At 57.8% G+C, this 4,410-nt stretch carries 5 protein-coding genes; 2 read left to right on the forward strand and 3 right to left on the reverse strand.

The features are described 5' to 3' along the window. The coding region (locus OQK_RS22325) for an autotransporter outer membrane beta-barrel domain-containing protein (protein WP_038861565.1) at positions 1-614 on the forward strand (614 nt) is incomplete at its 5' end. 36 nt (positions 615-650) lie between these two features. Here the strand turns inward: OQK_RS22325 and OQK_RS22330 are convergent. Beyond that, positions 651-1,778: a mechanosensitive ion channel family protein gene (locus tag OQK_RS22330; protein WP_016774365.1), complete on the reverse strand. Its 1,128-nt coding sequence runs from the start codon at positions 1,776-1,778 to the stop codon at positions 651-653. A 167-nt stretch (positions 1,779-1,945) separates the two neighbouring features. Beyond that, complete coding sequence (locus OQK_RS22335) at positions 1,946-2,920, reverse strand: helix-turn-helix transcriptional regulator (RefSeq protein ID WP_038862065.1); 975 nt, start codon at positions 2,918-2,920, stop codon at positions 1,946-1,948. 379 nt (positions 2,921-3,299) lie between these two features. On the opposite strand from OQK_RS22335, the gene OQK_RS22340 reads away from it, so the two are divergent. Continuing rightward, on the forward strand, positions 3,300-3,698 hold the full coding sequence (locus tag OQK_RS22340) for a hypothetical protein (protein ID WP_016774367.1): 399 nt from the start codon (positions 3,300-3,302) through the stop codon (positions 3,696-3,698). 106 nt (positions 3,699-3,804) lie between these two features. On the opposite strand, the gene OQK_RS22345 is transcribed toward OQK_RS22340, so the two are convergent. Continuing rightward, positions 3,805-4,410, reverse strand: a 606-nt coding sequence (locus OQK_RS22345; RefSeq protein WP_016774368.1) for a DapH/DapD/GlmU-related protein, incomplete at its 5' end; no start/stop codon positions are given.

The following is a 4,410-nucleotide window of genomic DNA, read 5'->3' on the forward strand; positions in this document are numbered from 1 at the left end:
TCCTCAACCTCGGTGCGCGTTACGGCCTCACCAGCCTTGAGCGCGGCATGTTTGTCGATGCCAACGCCAGCGCCGGTTATGTCGACTACGACAGCAAACGCGAGCTTGGCGGTGGCCTCGGCACAGCCAAAGGCGACAGCCATGGCAATCTCACCGGCGCGACCCTGGCGTTGGGTTATCGCGCACCGCTCAACGGCGTGACTCTCGAACCGAGCCTGGGCTTTCGCGTCAGTCATCTCGACTTGCAAGGTTTCAAAGAGAAGGGCAGTGAGCTGGCGCTCGACGTCGATGGCATCAAGCAGACCCGCCGCAGCGCGGTGGCCAATCTCGACGTGTCATTTGCCCCGGTGACGATGGGTGCGTGGCAGTTGGTTCCGGGTGTTCGCGTGGGCTATGCACGTGCGCTCGGCGATCAGCAAGTCGACAGCGAAGGCCACCTGCTGGGGCTGGATATCGAGCAGCGCGCGGCGTTCGACAATCGCGACCAGTTCAGCGGCGGCGTTAATCTGATGGCCAACCTCGGCGCCCTGAGTGTAGGCGCTGAGGTCGGGGCCAACGGTGGCGGTGACAGCCATGGTTTCAATGGCGGACTCAAGGCCAGTTACGCGTTTTGAACACAGCGAGCCCGGCAAATTGCCGGGCTCTTGCGCTCAAGCATGCTGCGCACGCGAAGGTTGCTGTGTGCGTGCTGGCTGCGCGCTGGGTTCGGGCAGCGAGGCGACATGCACGGTGCGCGCCGGGAAGGCGAACGTCGCGTCCAGCTCGGCCACCGCTTCCATGATTGCCAGATTGATGCGTTGCTGCACGTCCATGTAGACGTTGTAGCTGGCGTCCAGAACGATGTACACCGTTTCGAATTCCAGCGCGCTCTCACCAAAACTGCGGAAATGGCAGCGGTCGAAGCGTGCCTGTTTTTCGTTCTTGATGATGCTTTCAACGCGTTGAGTGATCTGGCGGATCTGTTCGCTGGTGCACTCGTAAGTCAGACGAAACTCGAACACCACTCGACGTTCCTGTAAGCGTTTGTAGTTCTGAATGGTGCTGCCGATCATGTCGGCGTTGGCCATGACAATCTGCTCACCGCCGAGACTGCGGATGCGCGTGGTCTTCAGGCCGACGTGCTCGACCGTACCGGCCAGCGTGCCGACGACGATGAAATCACCCACCTCAAACGGCTTGTCGACGGCAATCGACAGCGAGGCGAACACGTCGCCGAGAATGTTCTGCACTGCCAGCGCCACCGCGATACCGCCGACACCGAGGCTGGCGACGAATGCAGTGATGTTCACGCCCAGGTTCGACAGCATCGCCAGCAGAATCACCGCCCACAGCAATACCTTGACGCCCCACAGGCTCAGGGTCGCCAGGGCGCTCGCCTGAAAAGTGCCGGTCGCGTTATGCCGCGAGAAATACCGATGCAGCCCCAGTGCCAGCGCGCGGTTGGTCCACAGGCCAACCTGCAACGCCGCCACCACGAACCACAAACTGCTGACCCGCCCGAGCCAGCGCTCCGGCAAATCCAGCAAGCCGATGCCGACCAGAATCGATGCCAACAGCAGCAACGTGGTGCTGGTCGCCGCCAGCACTTCGCTGGCCATGTAGGTCAGATGCCCATTGCCGGCGCTGGCCCGCGCCTGCACCTTGCGGAAGACGAAGCGGATCGCCGTGGTGGTCAGCAGATAACTGAGTGTCGCGGCGAGGAACGCCAGCACCCAGTTCGCCAGTGAAATTCCTAAAATCGTGTGAGCCGTGAAAAAGCCGATGAAATCCTCGGTCATGGAAACCCCCTTGCGAAGCCTGCACCGACGCGCGCAGACACGCACCGTCGGGTCGCAGCCAGGTAAACGCCGCTTGAATCGGCGGTGCCGTCAAACGACCTGTCTGGGGTTAGTCGCCCTGAGATTCCTGCTGTTCAATCAAATGCAGGTTTCGCCGGACCGAATGGTCAACGCCTGGCCTTCAACTCCGCTGGGCTTACGCCGTAAGCGCTTTGGAAATACTGACAAAAGCGCCCGACATTACTGAAGCCAAAGCTCAACGCCACCTCCGTCACAGAGCCTGCGTGCCCGCGCACCAACGCCTCATAGGCGCGCTGCAAACGCACCTGGCGCTGATACGCCACGATCGACATCCCGACAAAACGTCGAAAGCCTTCCTGCAAGGCGCGCTGGCTGACATGGCTCAACCGCGCCAGATCCACGCCACTGACCAACTGCTGCGGATGCGCCTGAATAAACTCCATCGCCACCTTCACATGACGCGGCGCCACACACGGCGCCGGTCCCCGTAATGCCTCGGTGAAGTTGTGCGGCCACGCCTCCAGCACCGCATCGATCAACATCTCGCGCAACCGTGACGGCATCAACGTGCCGCTGTTGATCAAGGCATCGAACTCAGTGCCCGTGGCCAGATCGATCAACGCCTTGAGGCCCTGAAATGCCGGGGTATTCAGATCCACGCTTGGCTCAAACACGATCTTCTGCACGATCGGCTTCTCCAGGAGCGCCGACAACCGCTCGGTGAGCTGCTGACGATTGATCGAAATGCCGTGGTGCGCGTGATCATCAACAAAGTGCATCGAACGGATATCCGCCTTGTCGATTGCCAGACCGACATGCTCCATGCCGATGGACTCGGTGGCGTGGTTGAAAACGATCTTGCCGGCGGTGGGGATGACGAAAGTGATTTCGTCCTGCGGGTCGGGGAGGGCGACGCTGAAGTCGCCGTGGTAATGCATACGCCGAAAACTCACCCTGTCGTGCCGCCCGTAGACCCCGCCGATGATGATGTTGGAAGGTGGCGGCGGAGTATCGGCGTAGCGGTTGCCGAAGAGCCTGGAGAACAGGGCGCCGAAGTCGGAAGAGGTGAGGTTGTCGGAGCGCAGGATGATTTTTTGGCGGGGTGGGGAGGTGGCGGTCATGGGCGGCATTTTGGAATGCGGGCTCTTGGGGCGACGGTGGGGATGAAGATTAGGAAATTGGCATGACTTTCTGGTGACAAGGCTTTGGAGCATCGTTTGCTTTCGACTTCAGCGGTCATTTCTGATGGCTCGCTATGGGCGGAAATCGCCAATTGGGCGCCAGCACTACATCGTTAAGTTGAATGGTGTGAGTTCGCAAAATTAAATGGCGACGACGCTAGCAAACTAAATCGAATTGTGTCCGATTGCTTTACAGTTTGGGGATGGATAGGTGGGAGTGCTATTGGCTTTATAGTAATCGAATATATTGTCGATCTGTTCCGTGTCTAATATAAGTCCGGTACTTCTATAGCGCTTCAATAGCGAAAGGGTGATAGTTATGAAAAAGCTCCTTTTTTGTGCGGTTGCCGTTCTATTTATGATTGGCTGCGCTTCGTCCGGTAATCAAGCTGCGCTCGACGCCCATGCGGACGCGCCAGCGACCGCAAAGCAGCTAACGGGCAGCGAAATAAAAACTACGGTCATAGGCCGAAAACATTCCAGCGTGACGTCCACTGGCTATCCTTTTTCTCAAGTATTAAGCGCTGACGGAACTGCACAAATTCAGATTTCCAGCGAGTCCATGCAGTCAGGAAGTTGGGTGATTACGGAGGATGTGATCTGCGTTGCCTATCAAAAATACGGAAAGGAATGCAGCAGGGTTTTAACGGATGGGGTCGCGATTTGGTTTGTTGACAGTACGACGAATAAAACCAACAACAAATTTACCGTTAAATAAATAAGAGACTAGATGGGCATCCAAAACCTGATTGCTGCGTGTTGCTAAAAAAACTTTGCCGCTTCGACTCGCCGCGGCGTGCAAGCCTGTGCATTGTGGCTGATTGCTATTGATCGTAAGCGAACTGATCAATCAACCCCAAGCGAGGAACACGCGTATCGGGCCGCAACAGAGCGCCAGGAGCAATCACAGCGTTTGCGCCAATCTTGCAGCCGTCACCCACCAGAGCTCCGAATTTGCTGACGCCTGTTTCGATGACCTGATCTTCGTGGCGGATCTTGATATCGGCTCCGTCCAGTTCGTTACGGTAGTTGGCGATGATCGCGCCGGCTTCAATATTGACCGCTTCGCCAATCAATGAGTCGCCGACGAAGTTGAAGTGGGCAAGCTTGCTGCCATCGAGCATGAAGGTACTTTTCAGCTCACAGCTAGGGCCAACGATGCAGTTTCTGCCGAGGTATACACCTCCCCGTAGATAAGCCCCCGCCGCGACGAAGCAGCCTTCGCCGATGATGATTGCGCCTTTGAGAACGGCGCCTTGCTCAACGATGGCGGTTTCATGAATCGCACAATAGTCGTGGCGCCGGTATCCCGGGCCGAGCGTTTCAAGCAATTCCAGAATCCGGCTCTCGCAATCCTGAACCACCGCCCAAGGGGCAGCGGAGTCCACGCCCAGTAATGGCCATTGAGCGATGTAATCTTCGATTTTTGG

This window comes from Pseudomonas sp. R62 (genome assembly GCF_000257605.1).
Taxonomy (GTDB): Bacteria; Pseudomonadota; Gammaproteobacteria; order Pseudomonadales; family Pseudomonadaceae; genus Aquipseudomonas; species Aquipseudomonas atacamensis.

Excerpts from the sequence above, each read along its gene's own strand:
- OQK_RS22340 (WP_016774367.1), top strand. The coding sequence starts at position 3,300 with ATGAAAAAGCTCCTTTTTTGTGCGGTTGCCGTTCTATTTATGATTGGC.
- OQK_RS22335 (WP_038862065.1), bottom strand. The coding sequence starts at position 2,920 with ATGACCGCCACCTCCCCACCCCGCCAAAAAATCATCCTGCGCTCCGAC.
- OQK_RS22330 (WP_016774365.1), bottom strand. The coding sequence starts at position 1,778 with ATGACCGAGGATTTCATCGGCTTTTTCACGGCTCACACGATTTTAGGA.